A 22,250-nucleotide genomic window follows, 5' to 3' on the forward strand; every position below is an offset into this window, starting at 1 on the left:
AGCCTTCAGCCTTGCCCAGATCACGCCCGCACAGAAGGCACCGACAAGCCGGCACACCGATAAAAGAGGGTCGGCCAGGTTCCGGCCCGATACCCAGAACCAAGTGAGACAAAGCCTGACGACGATCCGTACGACGGACGTTGCAGCGCCCGCAAGGAGACAGATCACCATGATCGAACAGCCCTATCCGTCGTCGGTGACGGAAGCCGATGCCACACGCCCCCAGGTCCCCCAAGTCCCGGAAGTCAGGAACCGGCTCGATGCCTATTTCCAGATCACCGCGCGCGGCAGCACCCAGCGGCGCGAAGTGGTGGCCGGCGTCACCACCTTCATGGCGATGGTCTACGCGGTGTTCGTCGTGCCCGGCATGCTGGGCAAGGCGGGCTTTGACACCAGCGCGGTATTCGTCGCCGTATGCCTGACCACCGCGTTCGGTTCGCTGCTGATGGGACTGTGGGCCAAGTTGCCGATTGCGATCGGCTGCGCGATTTCGCTGACCGCGTTCATGGCCTTCGGGCTGGTGCTGGGGCAGGGCCTGTCGCCGGCCGTCGCGCTGGGCGCCGTGTTCCTGATGGGCGTGGTCTTCACCGCGATCTCGGTCACCGGCGTGCGCTCCTGGATTCTGCGCAACCTGCCGGCCGGCGTGGCGCACGGCACCGGTATCGGCATCGGCCTGTTCCTGCTGCTGATCGCCTCGAACGAGGTCGGCCTGGTGGTCAAGAACGCCCACGCCGGCCTGCCGGTGTCGCTGGGCAAGATCACCTCGTTCCCGGTGGTGATGTCGGTGCTGGGCCTGGCCGCGATCTTTGGCCTGGAGCGCCGCAAGGTGCCGGGCGGCATCCTGCTGGTGATCATCGCGATCTCGGCGCTGGGCCTGGCCTTCGATCCGGCGGTAAAGTTCACCGGCGTGTTCGCGCTGCCGTCACTGAGCGCGCCGGGCCATCAGTCGCTGATCGGCGCCATGGACGTGCGCGGCGCGCTGTCGGCGGCGGTGCTGCCGAGCGTGCTGGCGCTGGTGATGACCGCAGTGTTTGACGCTACCGGCACCATCCGTGCCGTCGCCGGACAAGCCGGACAGCTCAATGCCGCCGGCCATATCCACAACGGCGGGCGCGCACTGACCGCGGACTCGGTCAGCTCGATCTTCTCGGCAATGTTCGGCGGCGCCCCGGCCGCGGCCTATATCGAATCGACCGTGGGCGTGGCCGCCGGCGCCAAGACCGGCCTGACCGCGGTGGTGGTGGGCCTGCTGTTCGTGGCGGTGATGTTCTTCTCGCCGCTGGCCGCGCTGGTGCCGTCGTACGCCACCGCGCCGGCGCTGATGTACGTGGGCCTGCTGATGCTGTCCAGCGTCAGCCGCCTGCATATGGACGACCTGGTCGATGCGCTCGCGGGCCTGGTTTGCGCCGTATTTATCGTGCTCACCTGCAATATCGTCACCGGCATCATGCTGGGTTTCTGCACCCTGGTGGTGGGCCGCGTGGTCGCCGGCGAATGGCGCAAGCTCAATCTCGGCACGGTTGCCATCGCCATCGTGCTGGCCGCGTTCTATGCCGGTGGCTGGGCGATCTGACCGATGCCTGCCGCGTCCCGGGCACCGTGCCCGGGACGCTGACAACGAGTTGTCTCCTCCACCGTGATCCTGGTGGATTTCAAGCCCGGGCTTCCTGCTTTCCCGGGCTTTTTTTTTGCCTGTCGGTTTATTCAGCCGCTGGCGAAATAACGCTTCGCCAAATCCCGCCTCACTGCGCCGGACTCACTGGGATTCCGCGCTCGCGTTCTGCATCGCGGCCATATCCATGTACACCAGTTCCCAGACGTGCCCATCCAGGTCCTGGAAGCCGTGGCCGTACATGAATCCCAAATCCATCGGCGGCTTGTAAGTATTGCCGCCCGCCGCCACCGCATCGCTCACCATTTGATCGACGCGCGCACGGGTTTCCATCGACAGGCAAACCAGTACCTCGGTGAATTTGCGCGCATCGCAGATGTCGTTGGGCGAGAAGCTGCGGAACTTCGCTTCGGTCAGAAGCATGACGAAAATGTTCTCGCCCACGATCATGCAGGTGGCGGTCTCGTCGGTGAATTGCGGATTGAAGGAAAAGCCGAGCCGGGTAAAGAAGGCGATCGACTTTTGCAGGTCGCGGACGGGCAAATTGACAAAGATCTGCTGGTTCATCGGGGGCTCCGGTAGTCGTGTCGGACGCTGCGCGGCGCGCAGACAAACAGTCTAGGCGCTAAACCCCCCGGATGCGCGATTTTGATTGCCGTTAAAACGAGGGCAAACCCGGGCATTGAACCAGGCAATGCGGACCGCATTGTGTGGTGTGAAACGATCGATTCGGGCCGGCAATCAATCTGTCCGTGCATTCTCCGTTATTTTTTGTAAAATTTTTTATGTCAACCGCCAACGCAATTTCTAGTACCATGCAGCGGCCTATTTGCAGAAAGGGGATATAAATGGCGACATACAAGCAACTCCTGGCTGAGAAGGAAGCGCTGGAAGCCAAGCTGAATGAAGTGCGCGCATCGGAAGTGGCCGGCGTGATCGACAAAATCCGCGAGCTGATGACCGAATATGGCCTGACCGCTGAAGACATCCTGCCCCGGCGCAAGCGTGGCCGCCCGGCCGGCACGGCCAGCAGGAAGGCGGCCTCGGGACTGCCTCCCAAGTATATGGATCCCAAGACCGGCAAGACCTGGTCGGGTCGCGGCCGTGCCCCGGCCTGGCTGGGCAAGCGCCCGGAACGCTTCCTGATCGAGCAATAAACCAAGGCTGGCGATTAAGAGGACGGGCGCGCTGAAACGCCCGTATTAATCGCCGGATCCCGATCGCCAGCGCCGATCGCCAGCGCGCTGTCACAGCGCCTGGCAGACATACTCCTTGCGCAGCGCCCTGAAGCCCTGCTGGGTTGGCTCGCTGGTGAGGCGCGCGCCCCCGTCCGCGAGCGGCTGCATGCGCAATACCTGCGCCGAGCACTGGCTCGCCGTCTCGTCCCGCTGATAGCGGATCTCATATTGGCTGCCGGCCTGCGGCACGAACGACACGCCCGCGGCACAGCGCATCTCCGGCAACGGGGGCGCCGCGGCCGACGTCGCCGCCAGGTAGATGCGTCGCCCGGCCTCGACCAGCCGCTCACGCGTGCGCGCGGGCGGCTCAGGCGAGCGCCCTGGCATGTCCAGGCCACGATCCCGTCCCATCGCCGACAACTGCTTGCCCATCCCCGCCAGGACCAGCGGCCGGGCCGGCACCGGGCATTTGGCCGGATCGACCACGGTGAACGAGGTGTTGTCGTCGGTGCTGGTCAGCAGGCGCACGCTCGCGGTGGGGGCGCCGGACGGCACGCGGTACTGGGCCACGCAGCCGGGCAGTGCCACGGCGGCGGCGAGCAGCGGCAACAAGACAAGGCGGGGCGGGACTGCGGACGACCGGTCATGGCGCATGGCGGCAGGCAGGTGGAGTCGCGGTTAGGCCAACCAGGTTGGCCGCAGTATGGCGGCAGAAGCCGCACAGATGGCGCACGATGGCGGCACGACGCCAACCCATCGAAGGCACGGGCGACGTCGGGCGCGACCGGCATGCACCAGAGCCCGCCAAGCATAACGGTTTACGCCGCGTCGCGGCAGCCGCACAAACCCATGTTGAAAACCCCGACGTGATATCCACAGAATCTGTGGATATCCTCCCCCACACCAGCCCGGAAAGCCCAGTCTGTGCGCCAACGCACCGGACCGCACAAATTTTAGGCAACGGGTTGCATCCCACTCCCGGCCCGGCTCTGCGCGGCCTCGCACGCATTCGCCCCTTTGCTTAGCCGGCTAGGCCACACTCCGACACGCCTTGTGCCCTTGAAGGCGCGCATGGCACCGCGTAATCTTTTTGTTACCGGGGGCTGCAATGGCGCTTGTTGCGCCGACCAGCCAGACAATGACAATGACAATACAAGAGCCCAACCAAACCGGGCCGTTGCCTCGTGACCTGCTGCACGCGCTGCGTGAAGGCGGTTACGACGTTTCGGCACTCGCGCCCGCCCCGGAATCCGATACCGACTTCCCGTCCGCCGCGCCGGCGGCCGGCCCCCAACAGGCCAGCCATCTGCTGTGCGCCGTCTACCAGGCCACCGGCGACCCGGCCATCGGCCTGTGGCTGGGCAGCCGGATGCAGCCCGACCTGCTCGGCCTGGCCGGCTTGCCCGCCATGGCCGGCCCGTCGCTGGGCACCGCGCTGCGGCGCATCGCGCGCTACCAGCGGCTGATGTCGGGCGACCGCATCGAACTGCGCCGCCAGGGCGACGAGGCCTGGGTCTGCATCTGCCCGAGCGAGCCCGAAGCGCCCGACACCCGCCCGCGCATCGACATGGAACTGTGTTCGCTGCTGGCCTTCGGGCGCCAGTTCACGCGCAAGCCGCTGCATCCGCTGCGCGTGTCGCTGCGCATCGGCCAGCCGGACTGGCACCTGCGCTATACCGAGGCGTTCGATTGCCCGGTGCGCTTCGGCGAGCCGGAGGACGCGATCGTGTTCGGCCGCCGCGACCTGGCGCTGCGGCTGATGGCACGCGCCCGCCCCAGCCCGTCGACACAGTCGGCCACGGGCGAGCCGCGGCCGTCGGCGGCGTCGCTGGACGATGTCCGCGCCGCCCTGCAACAGCTCGCGGGCGAACGCGCGCTGAGCCTGGCCGCGGTGGCACGCCACCTCGACGTCAGCGAACGCACGCTGCAGCGCCGGCTGATGGCCGCGGGCACGGGCTTCCGGGCGCTGTGCGAGGAAGCGCGCCGCGACCTGGCCGGCCGCTTCCTGACCGAGGGCGCGATGTCGCTGGGAGAGATCGCGTTCCGGCTAGGCTTTGACGATGCCAACTCGTTTTTCCGCGCCTTCCGCCGCTGGACCGGCATGACGCCGGGCGACTACCGGCGCGCGGCGGCGCACCCGCCCGGCTAGCGCGGAGAGCGGGGCCGGCGCCTTACGCGCCGGCCGCCTACTCCCACGGCGGGTTGTCGCCGAAGCGCCCGGCCAGGAAATCGACAAAGGCGCGCACGCGCGGCGGCACCAGCCGGCGCTGCGGCATCACCGCGTAGATGCCGGTGTCGGCCACCGGGTAGTCCGCCAGCACCTGTACCAGCCGGCCGGCGCGCAGGTCGGCGCAGACATGCCAGGTGGAATGCAGCGCGATGCCAAAGCCGGCCAGCGCCGCATCGGACAGCAACTCGCCGGTATTGGCTTCGATGCGCCCGCGCACCCGCACGGCCATCTCGCCGCCAGTGCCATCGCCCAAGCGCCAGATATCCTGCCGCCCCTGGCTGCCGACCAGCACCAGGCAGTCATGCCGCGCCAGGTCCTGCGGCGTCTGCGGGATGCCGCGCCGCCGCAGGTAATCGGGCGAGGCGCACAGCAAGCGCTGGTTGTTGGCCAGGCGCCGCGCCACCAGCGTGGAGTCGTCGAGCGCGCCGATGCGGATGGCGAGGTCAAAGCCCGCGCTGACCAGGTCCAGCACGTTGTCGGTCAGGTTGACACTCATCGTCAGCCCGGGATGCTGCCGCAGGAATTCCGGCAACAGCGGCGATACGTAGAGCCGCCCGAATGATGACGACGTGGTAATCCGCAGCGTTCCCGACACGCCGGTGCCCGCTTGCCGCAGCGACGTGCTCAGCGCCTCCAGGTCATCCACCAGCGCGCGGCCCTGCTCGGCCAGCACCGCGCCCTCGGGCGTGGCATGCAGCCGGCGCGTAGTGCGATGCAGCAGGCGCACGCCCAGGTCGCGCTCCAGCCGCTGCAGCCGCTGGCTGGCCACCGCCACCGACAAGTCCAGGCTGCGCGCCGCGGCGCTGATCGAGCCCAGGTCGAGCACGCGCAGGAACAGGCCGATATCGCCGATCCGGTCCATGATTATCAAAATTCCATTGAAACTGATTATGGATCATGCCGGTTTTTGCTGAAGACGGAAAGGCGCAGACTGCGGCCTTCCTTTCCTCGCCGACCGTTCCTTCAGAAAAATGGCCTCCCCAGTTTCCGCCCCCGCCTCATCAGGCACCACCCCCGCCGGCGCCCCGCCCGCCCGCGGCCGGTTGCCCGTCGCGCTCTATGCCCTGACCGCCGGCTCGTTCGGCATCGGCTGCGCCGAGTTCGTCATCATGGGCCTGCTGCTGCAGGTCGCCGCCGACCTGCAGGTGACCATCGCCGCGGCCGGCATGCTGGTGTCCGGCTATGCGCTGGGCGTATTCGCCGGCGCGCCGGTGCTGACGCTGCTGACGCGGCGCATGCCGCGCAAGGCCGTGCTGCTGGCGCTGATGGTGATCTACACCATCGGCAATGCGGCCTGCGCGCTGGCGCCGGACTACACCACGCTGATGATCGCGCGCGTGCTGACCTCGCTCACGCACGGCACCTTCTTCGGCGTCGGCGCCGTGGTGGCGACCGGGCTGGTGCCGGAAGACCGCCGCGCCTCCGCGATCTCGGTGATGTTCTCCGGCCTGACGCTCGCGACGCTGCTGGGCATGCCCGCCGGCGCCTGGCTGGGCCTGCACCTGGGCTGGCGCGCGACCTTCTGGGCGATGACACTGATCGGGCTGCTGTCGCTGGCGGTGATCGCGCTGCTGGTGAAGAAGAGCCGCGACCACAGCGCACCGGTGGCGCTGCGCGACGAGTTGGCCACCATCGGCCGCCCGCAGGTGCTGCTGGGCCTGCTGATGACGGTGCTGCAGTCGATGGGGATCTTTGCGGTGATCACCTACGTGCAGCCGCTGCTGACGCGGGTGTCCGGCTTTGGCGAAGCGGCAGTGTCACCGATCCTGCTGCTGTTCGGTGCCGGCATGATCATCGGCAATATCCTTGGCGGCCGCTTTGCCGATCGCACGCCGACCCGCGCGGTGCTGGCGACGCTGGCCACGCTGACGCTGGTGCTGGCGGCGATGACCCTGGCGATCCACAGCCAGGTGATGGTGGTGGCGTTCGTCGGCATCCTCGGCATTGCCGCCTTTGCCACCGTCTCGCCGCTGCAACTGCGAGTGCTGCGCCACGCCCGGGGTGCCGGCGAGAACCTGGCGTCAAGCTTCAACATCGCCGCCTTCAACCTCGGCAATGGCATTGGCGCATGGCTGGGCGGCGTGGTGGTTGATCACGGCCCGGGGCTGACAGCATTGCCGTGGGTGGCCGCGCTGGCACCGCTGGCTGCGCTCGCGGTGGCATGGCTCAGCGTGAGGTTGGAAAACGGCAGCCGCGCCGCCGTGCCCGTGGCGCAAGCCTGCCCCTGACCCCGCACCTCAGCCCGGCTTGCCGTCCACCCGCGGGCGCATGAGCCGCGCCGCATAGGTCAGCGCGTAGAGCGCAAACCCCGCCACCCAGCACGCGCCCGCACCCCAGACCCAGTGCAAATACCCGGCCGGCCATAGCATCGGCCCGAACACCCGCAGCACCGCGGCGGCAGCCACCAGCCAGTACGCCGCGGTTTCCGCGCGGCCCGCTGCCAGCATGCGTCCGGTGTGGCCCAACGCGGTGCGCGTGATCATGGCGATGATCGCCACGCCGAGCACGCCGACGGTGAAGGCATGCGTCGCCAGCCCGGCCATCACCAGTCCGAGCGCGCCCAGTGCCTGCAATGCCAGCGCCACCGGCAGCCACGCATAGGCCAGGTGCAGCACCCACAGCAGCGGCCGGTTGCCCACCGCGTAGCCGCGCCAGCCTGCCACGCGCACGGCCAGCACCGCGGCCGCCAGCAACGACAGCGCCGCCGCCAGCCAGCCCGGCAGGGGCAGCAGCCCAGAGGCCAACCCCAGCACCGCCGCCGGCACCACCATGCGGTCCACCTGCCGGTATTGCCGCAGGCGGAATCCCGGGATCGCATTGGTCGTGAACATCGGGATCACGCGGCCGCCGATCACCACCACGAACAGCGTTACCAGCGCGACGCCGGCGCGGCACGCCTGCATCGCCGCGCCATCCTGGCCGCGCGCCTGCAGCCACAGGCTGGCGATGTCAGCGACGGCAAGCAGCCACAGCGCCAGCGCAAGCGGATAGTTGCGGCGGTTGCCGGCCTTTGCCAGCGTGCGCGTGAAGGCCAGCGCCGCCAGCGGCAGGAACGCGCCCTCGATCACGAAGGCCGCGATGCCCGGCGCCACCCACATGCCCACGCGCCCCGCCAGCCACAGCAGGAACAGCACCGCCAGCGCGGCGCCGGTCGGTGTGGGCTGCCCTGTCCATGCGCGCCCCGCGGTGAACAGGAAGCCGACCACGATGGCAGCGGCGAAGCCAAACACCATCTCGTGCGCATGCCAGAACATCGCCGGGATCGCGGCTGCCGGACCGACCGCATTTACACCCGCCAGCATCGCCGACCATGCCGCGATCGCCAGCGCGGCGAACACCGCCCCGCCCAGGTAGAACGGCCGGAACCCCAGCGCAAACAGGGCAAAGCCGCGCGGCGGCGGCCCGGCGGGCGTCTTGCCGGATGGCGACGGGCGCCGGGCGGGAAGGATCGGGATGGTTTCCATGGCGGAAGAAAGAAGTCAGGTAGACCGGCAGCGCCGGTGCGGTGCGCGCCGGATTCTTGATCCAGCGCAGCATTGCCGCATGCACACGAACGGATGCGTCGGTGCTGCAAGCACGATAGCACCGCCGCCGCGCCGATGGCCTCCGTCGGTAGAACTACCTCCAAAGGCAGATCGCTCCCTCGCCTGCGCTGTGCTGCCGGCGAATAGGCAGCGCAGGTGACCGCCCCTACTCTGGCATCACCCCCGCCAAAGTTGACACAGGAGCATGGCCATGGCCACCCAACCACGCGCGCCGGAGCCCGTACCGCCCGGTGCCGCAATCACGCTGGCGTCGAGCACTTTCGCCTTCACCATCTGCTTTGCCGTCTGGATGCTGTTCGCCGTCCTCGGTATTCCGCTCAAGCAGGAACTCGGCCTCAACGACACCGAATTCGGGCTGCTGGCGGCAACCCCCGTGCTGAGCGGCTCGCTGATCCGCGTGCCGCTTGGCATCTGGACCGACCGCTACGGCGGCCGTATCGTCTTCTTCGTGCTGATGCTGGCCACGGTGATCCCGATCTGGCTGATCTCGTACGCGCACAGCCTGTGGCAGCTGCTGGTGCTGGGCCTGTTCGTCGGGCTGGCCGGCGGTTCGTTCTCGGTCGGCACGCCCTATGTGGCGCGCTGGTTCCCGCGCTCGCGCCAGGGCCTGGCGATGGGCATCTTCGGCGCCGGCAACTCGGGCGCGGCGCTGACCAAGTTCGTCGCGCCGGCGATGATCCTGGCCGCCGGCACCTGGGCCGCGGTGCCGCGCGTGTACTCGGTGGCGATGCTCATCACCGCCGTGCTGTTCTGGGTGTTCTCGCGCAGCAATCCGGCCCACCTGGTGAAGTCCAGCGTCGGCTGGCGCGAGCAGCTCGCCGTGATGCGCGACCCGCGCGTATGGCGCTACTCGCAGTACTACTCGGTGGTCTTCGGCGGCTATGTCGGCCTGTCGTTGTGGATGACCAAGTACTACATCGGCGAATACGGCTTCGACATCAAGACCGCCGCCTTCCTGGCCGCGTGCTTCTCGCTGCCCGGCGGCGTGCTGCGCGCCATCGGCGGCTGGATCTCCGACCGCTACGGCGCACACCGCACCACCTGGTGGGTGATGTGGGTGAGCTGGGTCGGCTTCTTCCTGCTGAGCTATCCGCAGACGGATTTCATCATCCAGACCATCAGCGGCCCGCAGGCCTTCCGCATCGCGCTGACGCCCACCGTCTTCACCTTCCTGCTGTTCGTGGTCGGCATCGCCTTCGCCATCGGCAAGGCCTCGGTCTTCAAGTTCATCTCCAACGACTTCACGCACAACATCGGCGCGGTCTCGGGCGTGGTCGGCCTGGCCGGCGGGCTGGGCGGCTTCGTGCTGCCGATCCTGTTCGGCATGCTGGCCGACCTGACCGGCGTGCGCAGCAGCTGCTTCATGCTGATGTACGGCACCGTATGCGTGAGCCTGGTGTGGATGCACTACAGCCAGCGCGGCGAGCGCCGGCGCAAAGAACAGGCCGTCGGCCTCACCCAGGCCGCCTGACGGCCCCTGTCACGCAAACAACCAAGGCACACTGTCATGTCATCTTCCGTACTCACCCGCTGGGAGCCAGAGAACAAGGCCTTCTGGCAAAGCCAGGGCGAACGCATCGCCTACCGCAACCTGTGGATCTCGATCCCGGCGCTGATGCTGGCCTTCGTGGTCTGGATGCTGTGGAGCGTGGTGGCGGTCAACCTCGACCGCGCCGGCTTCCAGTTCACCAAGAACCAGCTGTTCTGGCTGACCGCGCTGCCGGCGCTGTCCGGCGCCACGCTGCGCATCTTCTATTCCTTCCTGGTGCCGGTCTTCGGCGGGCGCCGCTTCACCGCGATCTCCACCGCGCTGCTGCTGATCCCGGCGCTGGGCATGGGCTTCGCGCTGCGCGACCCGTCCAGCGGCTATCCGACGCTGCTGGTGCTGGCGCTGCTGTGCGGGCTGGGCGGGGCCAACTTCAGTTCGTCGATGGCCAATATCAGCTTCTTCTTCCCCAAGGCGAAGAAGGGGCTGGCCACGGGCCTGAATGCTGGCATTGGCAACCTGGGCGTGTCGGTGGTGCAGTTCGTCACGCCGCTGGTGGTGTCCGTGGCGGTGTTCGGCGCGCTCGGCGGCGAGCCCCAGCAGTACCAGGCCAACGGCGCCACGCAAGACCTGTGGCTGCAGAACGCCGGCTTTATCTGGGTGCCGTTCATCATCGTCTCGGCGCTGGCGGCGTGGTTCGGCATGCATGACATCGCGGATGCGAAGGCATCGTTTGCCGAGCAGGCCGTGATCTTCAAGCGCAAGCACAACTGGCTGATGTGCTGGCTGTACGTGGGCACCTTTGGCTCGTTCATCGGCTTCTCGGCGGGGCTGGCGCTACTGACCAAGTCGCAGTTCCCGGGCGTGAACCCGACCGCCTATGCCTTCCTGGGGCCGCTGGTGGGTGCGCTGACGCGGCCGGTAGGTGGCTGGATCTCCGACAAGCTCGGCGGTGCGCGCGTCACGCTGTGGACCTTCGTCGGCATGATCGCGGCAGTGTTCGCGGTGCTGGCGGCGCTGCCGCATGACGGCGCCGGCGGCAACTTCACCTTTTTCCTGGCCGCCTTTATCGCGTTGTTCGCGCTGACCGGCATCGGCAATGGCTCGACCTTCCGCATGATCCCGGTGATCTTCCTGACGGAGCGCCAGCGCGCTGCCGCAGGCAAGGGCGATGCCGCGCAGCGGCAGGCGCTGCAGGAGGCCGGCAAGGAATCCGCGGCGGTGCTGGGCTTCTCCGGCGCGATCGGCGCGTACGGCGGCTTCTTCATCCCCAAGAGCTTCGGCACCTCGCTGGAGCTGACCGGCGCACCGGATGCCGCGCTGTACTGCTTTATCGCCTTCTATGTCAGCTGCATGCTGGTGACGTGGTGGCACTACGCGCGCCGCAACGCCCCCATGCCCTGCTGACCGTCTTGCCGGCCGGACTAGTTCTGTCGAACTAGTCCCGCGCGCGGCACCTAGCCCGATCGCCATGCGGCGGCTGTTCCACCAGCGAATTGGCTGCCGCCCTCCTCCCCCATAAGCTGAGGGTGTCCCTGCAAGCGCTCCCGCAACAGCCGGAGCGCCCGCAGAAAAGCACTCGCGGAGAACAAAGCAATGAGTCATTTCCTGGATCGACTGAAGTTCATGTCGCGCGTCAAGTCCACCTATGCGGACGGCCACGGCGCGGTGGTGAACGAAGACCGCAAGTGGGAAGACGGCTATCGCAGCCGCTGGCAGCACGACAAGATCGTGCGCTCGACCCACGGCGTGAACTGCACCGGCTCCTGCTCCTGGAAGGTCTACGTGAAGAACGGCCTGATCACGTGGGAAACCCAGCAGACCGACTATCCGCGCACGCGTCCGGACCTGCCCAACCATGAGCCGCGCGGCTGCCCGCGCGGCGCCTCGTACAGCTGGTACGTCTACTCCGCGCAACGCGTCAAGTACCCGATGATCCGCGGCCGGCTGATGGAGATGTGGCGCGAGGCCCGCAAGACCATGGACGCGATCGCCGCCTGGGAATCGATCAGCCAGGATCCGAAGAAGGCCGCGCGCTACAAGAGCGTGCGCGGCCAGGGCGGCTTTGTGCGCGCCGACTGGAACACGGCCACCGAGATCATCGCCGCGGCCAATGCCTTTACCGTGAAGAAGTTCGGCCCGGACCGCGTGATCGGCTTCTCGCCGATCCCGGCCATGTCGATGGTGTCGTATGCCGCGGGCGCGCGCTACCTGAGCCTGCTGGGCGGCGCCTGCCTGTCCTTCTACGACTGGTACTGCGACCTGCCGCCGGCCAGCCCGCAGGTCTGGGGCGAACAGACCGACGTGCCGGAATCGGCCGACTGGTACAACTCCACCTACCTGATGGTGTGGGGCTCGAACGTGCCGCAGACCCGCACGCCCGACGCGCACTTCTACACCGAGGTCCGCTACAAGGGCACCAAGACCGTGGCGGTGTCGTCCGACTTCGGCGAGATGGTCAAGTTCGGCGACATCTGGCTGGCGCCGAAGCAAGGCACCGACGCCGCGCTGGCGATGGCCATGGGCCACGTGGTGCTGAAGGAATTCCACGCCAGCGGCAGGTCCGCCTACTTCCGCGACTACGTGAAGCAGTACACCGACATGCCAATGCTGGTGCTGCTGCGTGACAACCAGGGCACGCTGGTGCCCGACCACTTCCTGCGCGCCTCGCACCTGGCCGATAACCTCGGCGAAGCCAACCATCCCGAGTGGAAGACCCTGCTGGTCGACGACGCCACCGGCGAGATCGTCGCGCCCAATGGCTCGATCGGCTTCCGTTGGGGCGAAGGCGCACACAACGGCGGCGAGAAGGTCGGTCGCTGGAACCTGGAGATGAAGGACGGCGGCAGCGGCCGCGCGGTCGAGCCGCGCCTGTCGCTGCTCGGCAAGGAAGACGAGGTGGTAGAAGTGGGCTTCCCCTATTTCGGCGGCGAACACGACGAACTCCTGCGCCGCCGCGTGCCGGCCCGCCGGCTGACGCTGGCTGACGGCAGCACCGCGCTGGTGGCCACCGTGTACGACCTGCAGATGGCCAACTACGGCGTGGATCAGGGACTCGGCGGCCCGAACGTTGCCGCTTCGTACGACGATGACGTGCCCTACACCCCCGCCTGGCAGGAAAAGCACACCTCCGTCCCGGCCCGGCTGGTGACGCAGGTAGCGCGCGAATTCGCTGACAACGCCGACCGCACGCAGGGCAAGAGCATGGTCATCGTCGGTGCCGCGCTCAACCACTGGTACCACAACGACATGATCTACCGCGGCATCATCAACCTGCTGATGATGTGCGGCTGCATCGGCAAGAGCGGCGGCGGCTGGGCCCACTACGTCGGCCAGGAGAAGCTGCGCCCGCAGTTCGGCTGGGCCCCGCTGGCCTTCGGCCTGGACTGGTCGCGCCCACCGCGCCAGATGAACGGCACTTCGTTCTTCTACAACCATACCAGCCAGTGGCGCCACGAGAAGCTGGGCGTCGACGAGATCCTGTCGCCGACCGCCGACCGCAAGCGCTACGACGGCCTTTCGCTGCTGGACCTGAACGCGCGCTCGGAACGCATGGGCTGGCTGCCGTCGGCGCCGCAGCTCGGCACCAACCCGCTCGACGTGGTCGATGCGGCCGAGCGCGCCGGGCAGGACCCGGTCGCCTACACGGTCGAGCAACTGAAGTCCGGCAAGCTGCAGTTCGCCTGCGACGATCCCGACAACCCGGCCAACTTCCCGCGCAATATGTTCGTGTGGCGCTCCAACATCCTGGGCAGCTCGGGCAAGGGGCATGAGTACTTCCTGAAGTACCTGCTGGGCACGCAGAACGCCGTGTTCGGCGACGAGGATGATGCGATCAAGCCGAGCGAAGTCAACGTGCGCCCGGCCGCCGAAGGCAAGCTGGACCTGCTGACCGTGCTGGATTTCCGCATGAGCACCACCTGCCTGTACGGCGACATCGTGCTGCCCACCGCCACCTGGTACGAGAAGGACGACCTCAATACGTCCGACATGCACCCCTTTATCCACCCCCTGTCCGAAGCGGTGCAGCCTCTGTGGGAAAGCAAGACCGACTGGGAGATCTACAAGGCCATCGCCAAGAAATTCAGCGAGATCGCCGGGCCCTACCTCGGCACGCGCAAGGACCTGGTTTGCACGCCGCTGCTGCACGACACCCCGGGCGAGCTCGGCCAGCCGTTCGAGCCGAAGGACTGGAAGGCCGGCGAGTGCGACCTGATCCCCGGCAAGACCGCGCCGTCGATGACCGTGGTGGAGCGCAACTACGCGGACATCTACAAGAAGTTCACCTCGATCGGGCCGCTGCTGGACAAGCTCGGCAACGGCGGCAAGGGCATCAACTGGAACACGCAGCATGAAGTCAAGGAGATCGGCCAGCTCAGCCATACCGTGAAGGAGCCCGGCGTCAGCCAGGGCCGCCCGCGGCTGGAAAGCGCGATCGACGCCGCCGAGATGATCCTGACCTTCGCGCCCGAGACCAACGGCCATGTCGCCGTCAAGGCATGGGAAGCGCTGTCGAAGATCACCGGCCGCGACCACACCCACCTGGCCGAGGGCCGCGAGCACGACAAGATCCGCTTCCGCGACGTGCAGGCGCAGCCGCGCAAGATCATCTCCGCGCCGACCTGGTCGGGCCTGGAATCGGAAGAGGTCAGCTACAACGCCGGCTACACCAACGTGCATGAGCTGATCCCCTGGCGCACCCTGACCGGCCGCCAGCAGTTCTGGCAGGACCACCGCTGGATGCTGGACTTTGGCGAAGGCGCGTGCGTGTACAAGCCGGCCATCGACACCAAGACCGTGGCGCCGATGCTGGGCAAGAAGCCCAACGGCAACCCGGAGCTGGTGCTGAACTGGATCACGCCACACCAGAAGTGGGGCATCCACTCCACCTACTCGGACAACCTGCGCATGCTGACGCTGTCGCGCGGCGGCCCGCACGTGTGGATCTCGGAGGTCGAGGCCAAGGCCAACGGCATCCGCGACAACGACTGGGTCGAGGTGTTCAACGTCAACGGCACGCTGACGGCGCGCGTAGTGGTGTCGCAGCGCGTGCCCAAAGGCATGTGCCTGATGTACCACGCCCAGGAAAAGATCGTGAACGTGCCCGGCGCCGAGATGAGCGGCATGCGCGGCGGCATCCATAACTCGGTCACGCGCGCCGTGACCAAGCCCACCCACATGATCGGCGGCTACGCGCAGTTGGCCTACGGCTTCAACTACTACGGCACCGTGGGCAGCAACCGCGACGAGTTCGTGATCCTGCGCAAGATGAAGAAGGTCGACTGGCTGGAAGGCCCGCTGGTGGAATCGAACAAGGAAGGAGCAACGCAATGAAGATCCGCGCCCAGGTAGCCATGGTGCTGAACCTCGACAAGTGCATCGGCTGCCATACCTGCTCTGTGACCTGCAAGAACGTCTGGACCAGCCGCGACGGCGTCGAGTACGCCTGGTTCAACAACGTCGAGACCAAGCCCGGCATCGGCTACCCCAAGGAATGGGAGAACCAGGACAAGTGGCAGGGCGGCTGGAAGCGCAACGCCGACGGCACGCTGGAGCCGCGCCAGGGCGGCAAGCTGAAGATTCTGGCGAACCTGTTCGCCAACCCCAACCTGCCGCAGATCGACGAGTACTACGAGCCCTTCACCTACGACTACGAGCACCTGCAGAAGGCGCCGCTGGTGCAGACCCCGCCCACCGCGCGCCCGGTGTCCGTCCTGACCGGCCGCAAGATGGAGAAGATCGAGTGGGGCCCGAACTGGGAAGACGATCTCGGCGGCGAGTTCAGCTCGCGCGGCCGCGACAAGCTCTTCGACGACGTGCAGAAGGAGATGTACTCGACCTTCGAGAACACCTTCATGATGTACCTGCCGCGCCTGTGCGAGCACTGCCTGAACCCGGCCTGCGTGGCCTCGTGCCCGTCGGGCTCAATCTACAAGCGCGAAGACGACGGCATCGTGCTGGTCGACCAGGACAAGTGCCGCGGCTGGCGCATGTGCATCTCGGGCTGCCCCTACAAGAAGATCTACTTCAACTGGCAGAGCGGCAAGGCCGAGAAATGCCTGTTCTGCTATCCGCGCATCGAGGCCGGCCAGCCCACGGTCTGCTCCGAGACCTGCGTCGGCCGCATCCGCTACCTCGGCGTGATGCTGTACGACGCCGACCGCATCGAGCAGGCGGCATCGGTGGCCGATGAGCGCGACCTGTACCAGTCGCAGCTCGACGTCTTCCTCGATCCGCACGACCCGGCGGTGCAGGCCGAGGCGCTGCGCCAGGGCATCCCGCAAACTTGGCTGGACGCCGCGCGCAAGTCGCCGGTTTACAAGATGGCATGCGAGTGGAAGATCGCCTTCCCGCTGCACCCGGAGTACCGCACCCTGCCGATGGTCTGGTACGTCCCGCCGCTGTCGCCGATCCAGTCCGCGGCCGAGGCCGGCCACATGGGCATGAACGGCGTGATCCCTGACGTGAAGAGCCTGCGCATCCCGGTCAAGTACCTGGCCAACCTGCTGACCGCCGGGGAGGTGATGCCGGTGCTGTCCGCGCTGGACCGCATGCTGGCCATGCGCGCCTACAAGCGCTCGCAGGTGGTCGACGGCGTGCAGGACCTGGCCGTGCTGGAGCAGGTGGGCCTGACGCCCGCGCAGGTCGAGGACATGTACCAGACCATGGCCATCGCCAACTACGAGGATCGCTTCGTGATCCCGTCCTCGCACAAGGAGATGGTCGAGGACAGCTTCAACGACAAGGCCAGCTGCGGCTTCACCTTCGGCAACGGCTGCTCGGGCGGCACCTCGGACGGCTCGCTGTTCGGCAAGAAGCCGCAAGGCAGCGTCCACTTTGTCGACATGCCCAAGTCGCGCAAAAAAGCCGTGATGAGCTGAGCGCGTGCCCGCATCCACGAATCGCCCGGAGTAGAACATGCCCCTCTATCCCATCCTCAGCGCCCTGCTCGGCTATCCCGAGCAGGAACTGCTGGACGCCCTGCCCGAGATCGACGCCGCGCTGGCCGAATGGCCGCAGGCGCGCGAGCTGCTGGCCCCCGTGACCGGCCTGCTGCGCAGCGAGTCGCTGATCGCGCTGCAGGAAAACTACGTCGCCACCTTCGACCGCAACCCGGCGCACTCGCTGCACCTGTTCGAGCACGTGCACGGCGAAAGCCGCGACCGTGGCCAGGCCATGGTCGACCTGATCGAAGAGTACCGGCGCGACGGCTTTGAACCTGCCGCGTCGGAACTGCCCGACTACGTGCCGCTGTTCCTGGAGTTCCTCGGCGCGCTGGTGGCCGACGACAAGGAAGCGCGCGCCGAGCACTTGCTGGGCGACGCGATCCACGTGCTGGCCGCGATCGGCGACCGCCTGGCGCGCAATGAAAGCCCGTACGCCGGCGTGTTCGCGGTGCTGCGCACGCTGACCGACGTGCAGCCGCAACCGCAGCAGGAGCCGCCGGTGCGCGACATGGACGAGGCCCTGGAGACCTTCGGGCCGGGGGCCGACGGCGTGGAACCGCTGCTGGCGCCGCAGGGCGGGCCGCAGGCGGTGCGCTTCTATCCGCGAGGCACGGCACCGGTGCCGGTGCCAGCGGCTTGCTGAAATGCTTACACGAACCGACTGTTTGCGCCCCTCTCCCCTGAGGGGAGAGGGAACACAGTTGGCTGACATAAACGCCGAAGCAAGCCCACAGCCCCATCCACCCCGCGCCAGCAAAGGCAACTTACTGAGCTAACACCATGGCAACGCTCCACCAATTCCTCTACGGCATCTACCCGTACATCGCTGCCGCCATCTTCCTGTTCGGCAGCCTGGCCCGCTTCGAGCGCGAGCAATACACGTGGAAGACCGACAGCTCGCAGGTGCTGTATCGCGGCAACCTGCGCACGGGCAACATCCTGTTCCACTTCGGCATCCTCGGCCTGTTCTTCGGCCACCTGGTCGGCCTGCTGACGCCGGTGGCGGTGTGGGATGCGCTGGGTGTCTCGCACGGATTCAAGCAGGGCGTGGCAATGGCCGCCGGCGGCGTGATGGGCACCATGTGCCTGGCCGGCCTGCTGATCCTGCTGCACCGCCGCCTGAGCAATGCGCGCGTATCGGCCGTCACCCGCACCGGCGACAAGGTGCTGCTGCTGTGGCTGCTGGTGACGCTGCTGCTGGGCCTGTCCACCATCTTCGAATCCGCCGGCCATATGGATGGCCACATGATGGTGCAGCTGATGACCTGGGCGCAGCACATCGTCACGCTGCGCGGCGACGCGGCCAGCCATATCGCCGATGCGCCCCTGCTGTTCAAGGCGCACCTGTTCATGGGCATCACGCTGTTCGCGATCTTCCCGTTCACGCGGCTGGTGCACGTGTGGAGCGGCTTCGCCTCGGTCGGCTACCTCGGCCGTGCCTGGCAACTCGTGCGTAGCCGCTGAGCGCCGCAACCCGACAAGGAGAACAGCATGCCTGTCACCGTCAACGGCGTGGAACTGCGCGACGCCGATATCGAATGCGAGCTGGACCACCATCACGATGCGGTCAACCCGGCGCGGCTGGCCACCATCTCGGCCATCCTGCGCCAACTGGTGCGCACCGAAGCCGACCGCATCGGCCTCGCCGCCGAAGGATTGGACGACGACACCCTGGCACAGGCGCTGCTGGAACGCGAGGCCGGCATCCCCGAGCCCGACGAAGCCAGCTGCCGCCGCCACTACGACAGCCGCCCCGAGCGCTTTCGCGACGGCGAATGGGTCGAAGCCGACCATATCCTGTTCCAGGTCACGCCGCGCGTACCGCTGGACGCGCTGCGCGAGATCGCCGCGCAGACCCTGGCGCTCGTGCGCGGCGATCCCTCGACCTTTGCCGAGCATGCCCGGGCGCTGTCCAACTGCCCCAGCGGCGCCAACGGCGGCCGCCTGGGCCGCGTATTCCGCGGCGAGACTGCACCGGAGTTCGAGCGCGCGCTGTTCGCGGCGCAGCAGGACGGCGTGCTGCCGCAACTGGTCGAAACCCGGTTCGGCCTGCATATCGTGCGCATCCTCGAGCGCTGCCCCGGCACGCGCCTGCCCTTCGACGCGGTGCGCGGCGATATCGCCCGCGCCCTCGCAGCCGCCGCGCGCGACCGCGCCTGGAAGCAGTACGCGAGCTTGCTGATCGGCCGCGCGCGGATCGAAGGCATCGAACTGGAAGGTGCCGACAGCCCGCTGGTGCAGTAGCCACCGTTCTCTTACCAACGCCACCGGAAACCGCCATGCATCAGATCGAACATCTGCTCAAAGGCTTCGAGCGGTTCCAGCAACGCTACTTCGACGACGAACCGCGGCTGTTCGACAGCCTGCGCTCCGGCCAGCAGCCGCCGACGCTGCTGATCGGCTGCTGCGATTCGCGGGTCGACCCGGCCCTGCTGCTCGGCTGCGACCCGGGCGAGCTCTTCACCGTGCGCAATATCGGCAACCTGGTGCCGCCCTGCACCGGCCGCCATGAAGGCAGCCTGCACGGCGTCTCCGCCGCGATCCAGTTCGCCGTACAGCAATTGCGCGTGGCACGCATCATCGTGATGGGCCACGGCGGCTGCGGCGGCATCCGCGCCTTGCTGGCGCAGCCGTGCGACGCGGGCGATCATCCGCCCGACGAAGATGAAGAAGCCGACTACCTCGGCGCCTGGGTGCGCATCGCCGCGCCGGCGCGCCGGCAGGTTGAACAGACGCTCGCGCACGCCAGCCCGGCGCAGCGCCAGCGCGCCTGCGAGCAGGCGGCGATCCTGGTATCGCTGCGCAACCTGCAGACCTTTCCGTTCGTGCGGCGCGCGCTCAGTGCGGGCGACCTGACGCTGCACGGCTGGTACTTCGACTTGCAGGCCGGTGCGCTGCTTGCCTACTCACAGCGCGCCGACGCGTTCCTGCCGCTGGTATGCCCGCTGCCGGCCCAATCAGAATCCTGACATCATGAGTCCTTTTATCCTTGGCATCACCGGCACGTCCGGCAGCGGCAAGACCACGTTGATTACTGCATTGCTGCCCTGGTTTCGTGCCCGCGGCCTGACCGTCAACGTGGTCAAGCACAGCCATCACCCGCTGGAACTGGAGCCGCCCGGCAAGGACAGCGCACGCTTTCGCGCCGCCGGCGCGGCGGAGGTGATGGTGGCTTCGCCGTATCGCTATGCCATCGTGCGCGAACTGGTGGATGAAGCTGAGCCGACGCTGGCCGAGCAGGTGGCGCGACTGCGGGGTGCTGATATCACACTGGTAGAGGGCTTTCGGCGCGAGGCAATTCCGCGGATCGAGGTCTATCGGCCGGCGCATGGTCGTGCGCCCTACTATCCTGGTGATCCTTCCATTGTTGCGTTGGCTACTGATGCGCGGATGGATACGATGTTGCCATGCCTACGGCTGGATGATGTGGCGCAGGTGGGGGCGTTCATTCTCGCGATGAAGGATCAAGGGGCCGACGCTCGACCGCCCGCGTTGCTGGTGACATGTTGTCGCTGTTGAACCGTTCGGTTCCGCGCTCCCCGCGTTGCTGGTGACATGTTGTCGCTGTTGAACAGCTCGGTTTCGCCCTCCCCGCGTTGCTGGTGACATGTTGTCGCTGTTGAACCGCTCGGTTCCGCCATCCCGGGCCTGTACGGGATTTTGTGTGTAGGGCATAACATGTCGAGAAGGAGCATGTATGCCACGCAAACCAAAAGCCACACCCCGGGACCTTCCGAGCATCCCCAAGGAGCTAATTGATCAGCTCGTCAAAGGTCCGATGACTGCTGAGGCGGTGCAGGATGCCGCCATGGCGTTCAAGAAGGCCCTGATCGAGCGGGCGATGGGCGCGGAGCTGGGCCATCACCTGGGCTACCCGGAGGGTGCTGAGCGCCCCGAGAATGCCACCAACCAGCGCAACGGCTCCAGCGCCAGACGGTGCTTACCGACACGGGACCGCTGCGCCTGGCGATCCCGCGCGACCGCGACGGCAGCTTCGCGCCCATCCTGATTCCCAAGCACGACCGGCGTTTCACTGGCTTTGACGACAAGATCATCGCCATGTATGCCCGCGGCATGACGGTGCGCGAGATCCAGGCGTTTCTGGTCGAGCAGTACGGCACCGAGGTGTCGCCTGCGTTCATCAGCTCGGTAACGGATGCGGTCATGGAGGAAGTCACCGCCTGGCAGGCCCGCCCGTTAGAGGTCATGTACCCAGTGGTGTTCTTCGACGCGCTGCGGGTCAAGATGCGCGAGGATGGCGTCGTGCGCAGCAAGGCGGTCTATCTGGCGCTGGGCGTGCTGCCCGATGGCACGCGTGACATCCTGGGCCTCTGGATCGAGACCACCGAAGGGGCGAAGTTCTGGATGAAGGTGTTCAACGACCTGAAAACGCGAGGCACCCAAGACATCCTGATCGCGGTGACCGACCGCTTGAAGGGCATGGAGCAGGCCCTGAACGCGGTGTTCCCGAGCACAACACTGCAGACATGCATCGTGCATCTGATCCGCGGCAGCTTGGACTACGCGAGCTGGAAGGACCGCCGTGCGGTGGCGGCCGCGCTCAAGCCTGTCTACACAGCAGCCACGGTAGAGGCCGCACAGGCGGCGCTATTGGCCTTCGAGCAAAGCGACTGGGGCAAGCGCTACCCGCCGATTGCAGCCTCCTGGCACCGCGCGTGGGACCGCGTGATTCCATTCTTTGCGTTCCCGCCAGCCATCCGCAAGATCATCTACACCACGAATGCCATCGAGAGCATCAACGCGCAACTGCGCAAGATCATCAAGACCCGCGGACACTTCCCGAGCGATGAAGCGGCCACCAAGCTGCTGTGGCTAGCCTTGCGCAACATCACCTGCAAGTGGGGCAGCGCCACGCACGACTGGAAAGCAGCCATGAACCAGTTCGCGATCCTCTACGAGGATCGCTTCACACAACCCCATCGCTGAGATAGGATCAAAGGCCTGCCTGCCGGGCAGCCTGCCCGGCAGGCAGGCCTTTAGCCTTGCACACAAAAATCCTGACACCCCCGCCATCCCCGCGTTGCTGGTGACATGTTGTCGCTTTCCTTCTTGGCACACCGACAACTACCTTGACACACGCCGCTCGGACAAAAAGTGACCCGCCCAGGAGGGCGGAACAGAGCGGTTCAAACAGCGACAACATGTCACCAGCCGCGAGAGCCGTCGAGCATCAGACCAGATGCACGCCACAGGCACACCCCATAACCACCCCTGCCCACGATCAACACTCT

Annotated in this window: 17 protein-coding genes and 1 pseudogene; 14 read left to right on the plus strand and 4 right to left on the minus strand. The window is 67.0% G+C overall.

Translation table 11 applies throughout. The features are described 5' to 3' along the window. The first annotated feature begins 169 nt into the window (after positions 1-169). Complete coding sequence (locus tag AC10V3_RS32625) at positions 170-1,573, plus strand: NCS2 family permease (RefSeq protein WP_022539543.1); 1,404 nt, start codon at positions 170-172, stop codon at positions 1,571-1,573. Positions 1,574-1,756: 183 nt separating this feature from the next. On the opposite strand, the gene AC10V3_RS32630 is transcribed toward AC10V3_RS32625, so the two are convergent. Then, the gene (locus tag AC10V3_RS32630; RefSeq protein WP_022539544.1) at positions 1,757-2,179 is read right to left on the minus strand and encodes a VOC family protein; all 423 of its coding nucleotides are present in this window, start codon (positions 2,177-2,179) and stop codon (positions 1,757-1,759) included. 281 nt (positions 2,180-2,460) lie between these two features. Between AC10V3_RS32630 and AC10V3_RS32635 the strand changes: the two genes are divergently transcribed. After that, positions 2,461-2,769, plus strand: a complete 309-nt coding sequence (locus AC10V3_RS32635; RefSeq protein WP_022539545.1) for an H-NS histone family protein — start codon at positions 2,461-2,463, stop codon at positions 2,767-2,769. A gap of 90 nt (positions 2,770-2,859) precedes the next feature. Here AC10V3_RS32635 and AC10V3_RS32640 read toward each other — a convergent pair whose 3' ends face one another. Further along, the gene (locus AC10V3_RS32640) at positions 2,860-3,402 is read right to left on the minus strand and encodes a hypothetical protein (protein WP_349609798.1); all 543 of its coding nucleotides are present in this window, start codon (positions 3,400-3,402) and stop codon (positions 2,860-2,862) included. A gap of 532 nt (positions 3,403-3,934) precedes the next feature. Here AC10V3_RS32640 and AC10V3_RS32645 point away from each other — a divergent pair. Next, on the plus strand, positions 3,935-4,939 hold the full coding sequence (locus AC10V3_RS32645) for an AraC family transcriptional regulator (RefSeq protein ID WP_349609800.1): 1,005 nt from the start codon (positions 3,935-3,937) through the stop codon (positions 4,937-4,939). A 37-nt stretch (positions 4,940-4,976) separates the two neighbouring features. On the opposite strand, the gene AC10V3_RS32650 is transcribed toward AC10V3_RS32645, so the two are convergent. After that, positions 4,977-5,882: a LysR family transcriptional regulator gene (locus AC10V3_RS32650; RefSeq protein ID WP_454753397.1), complete on the minus strand. Its 906-nt coding sequence runs from the start codon at positions 5,880-5,882 to the stop codon at positions 4,977-4,979. A 109-nt stretch (positions 5,883-5,991) separates the two neighbouring features. On the opposite strand from AC10V3_RS32650, the gene AC10V3_RS32655 reads away from it, so the two are divergent. After that, a complete protein-coding gene (locus AC10V3_RS32655) occupies positions 5,992-7,248 on the plus strand; it encodes an MFS transporter (RefSeq protein ID WP_022539549.1) in 1,257 nt (418 codons plus the stop codon). Between the two features lie 9 nt (positions 7,249-7,257). Here AC10V3_RS32655 and AC10V3_RS32660 read toward each other — a convergent pair whose 3' ends face one another. Beyond that, positions 7,258-8,484, minus strand: a complete 1,227-nt coding sequence (locus AC10V3_RS32660) for an NnrS family protein (protein ID WP_022539550.1) — start codon at positions 8,482-8,484, stop codon at positions 7,258-7,260. A gap of 271 nt (positions 8,485-8,755) precedes the next feature. On the opposite strand from AC10V3_RS32660, the gene AC10V3_RS32665 reads away from it, so the two are divergent. From AC10V3_RS32665 to AC10V3_RS32710, 10 genes and pseudogenes are all read left to right on the plus strand, one after another. Continuing rightward, the gene (locus tag AC10V3_RS32665; protein WP_022539551.1) at positions 8,756-10,036 is read left to right on the plus strand and encodes an MFS transporter; all 1,281 of its coding nucleotides are present in this window, start codon (positions 8,756-8,758) and stop codon (positions 10,034-10,036) included. A 36-nt stretch (positions 10,037-10,072) separates the two neighbouring features. Further along, positions 10,073-11,458: a NarK family nitrate/nitrite MFS transporter gene (locus tag AC10V3_RS32670; RefSeq protein WP_454753398.1), complete on the plus strand. Its 1,386-nt coding sequence runs from the start codon at positions 10,073-10,075 to the stop codon at positions 11,456-11,458. Between the two features lie 189 nt (positions 11,459-11,647). Further along, positions 11,648-15,385 (plus strand): nitrate reductase subunit alpha, encoded by a 3,738-nt coding sequence (locus AC10V3_RS32675; protein WP_022539553.1) that lies wholly within the window; start codon positions 11,648-11,650, stop codon positions 15,383-15,385. Then, a complete protein-coding gene (gene narH / locus AC10V3_RS32680) occupies positions 15,382-16,932 on the plus strand; it encodes a nitrate reductase subunit beta (RefSeq protein WP_022539554.1) in 1,551 nt (516 codons plus the stop codon). Before AC10V3_RS32675 ends, narH begins: the two co-directional genes overlap by 4 nt. Before the next feature lie 37 nt (positions 16,933-16,969). Continuing rightward, a complete protein-coding gene (gene narJ / locus AC10V3_RS32685; RefSeq protein WP_022539555.1) occupies positions 16,970-17,641 on the plus strand; it encodes a nitrate reductase molybdenum cofactor assembly chaperone in 672 nt (223 codons plus the stop codon). Positions 17,642-17,778: 137 nt separating this feature from the next. After that, positions 17,779-18,462: a respiratory nitrate reductase subunit gamma gene (gene narI / locus AC10V3_RS32690; protein ID WP_022539556.1), complete on the plus strand. Its 684-nt coding sequence runs from the start codon at positions 17,779-17,781 to the stop codon at positions 18,460-18,462. A 27-nt stretch (positions 18,463-18,489) separates the two neighbouring features. After that, positions 18,490-19,242, plus strand: a complete 753-nt coding sequence (locus tag AC10V3_RS32695; RefSeq protein ID WP_022539557.1) for a peptidylprolyl isomerase — start codon at positions 18,490-18,492, stop codon at positions 19,240-19,242. A 35-nt stretch (positions 19,243-19,277) separates the two neighbouring features. Then, positions 19,278-19,967 (plus strand): carbonic anhydrase, encoded by a 690-nt coding sequence (locus AC10V3_RS32700; protein ID WP_022539558.1) that lies wholly within the window; start codon positions 19,278-19,280, stop codon positions 19,965-19,967. Between the two features lie 4 nt (positions 19,968-19,971). Continuing rightward, on the plus strand, positions 19,972-20,517 hold the full coding sequence (mobB, locus tag AC10V3_RS32705) for a molybdopterin-guanine dinucleotide biosynthesis protein B (protein ID WP_022539559.1): 546 nt from the start codon (positions 19,972-19,974) through the stop codon (positions 20,515-20,517). Between the two features lie 178 nt (positions 20,518-20,695). After that, positions 20,696-21,945, plus strand: a pseudogene (locus AC10V3_RS32710) (IS256 family transposase). Positions 21,946-22,250 lie beyond the last annotated feature (305 nt).

This window comes from Cupriavidus sp. PB-02 (assembly GCF_058252315.1).